1 protein-coding gene is annotated in these 309 nt (G+C 70.9%); it reads right to left on the bottom strand.

Going from position 1 to position 309, the window contains the following annotated elements:
* Positions 1–309 (bottom strand): sugar phosphate nucleotidyltransferase (locus tag V2S85_RS27365; protein WP_330705891.1); only part of this gene is annotated, 309 nt, incomplete at both ends.

Genomic DNA, 309 nt, shown 5'->3' with positions numbered 1-309 from the left:
AGGCATAGATCCCTTCGGCGAGGAACGCCCTGGCCCGCTCGAGGTCAGGCTTCTCGACGAACTGCGCGGTGCGGAATCCGCTGGCGGAACCGCTGGCCGAGGCAATCGCCTCGCCGCGCTTGAGATAGCCGAAGCCGGTCTCGGGCCGGGTCGCCTCGATGCCGAAGGAGACCAGCCAGCCTTCCCCGGCGAGGTCGGCGGCGGCGAGCGCGGCGAGCGCGAAAGCTTGCGGATTACCGATGTGGTGGTCGCTGGGGCACACCAGCATGACGGCATCGGCGGGCAGGCGGCTGGCGGCGAGCGCGATGG

The sequence above is a fragment of the Novosphingobium resinovorum genome (assembly GCF_036352595.1).
GTDB classification, from domain to species: Bacteria; Pseudomonadota; Alphaproteobacteria; order Sphingomonadales; family Sphingomonadaceae; genus Novosphingobium; species Novosphingobium resinovorum_B.
Note: the sequence above shows the minus strand (reverse complement) of the source record. Positions and strands in the feature narration are given on the sequence as shown.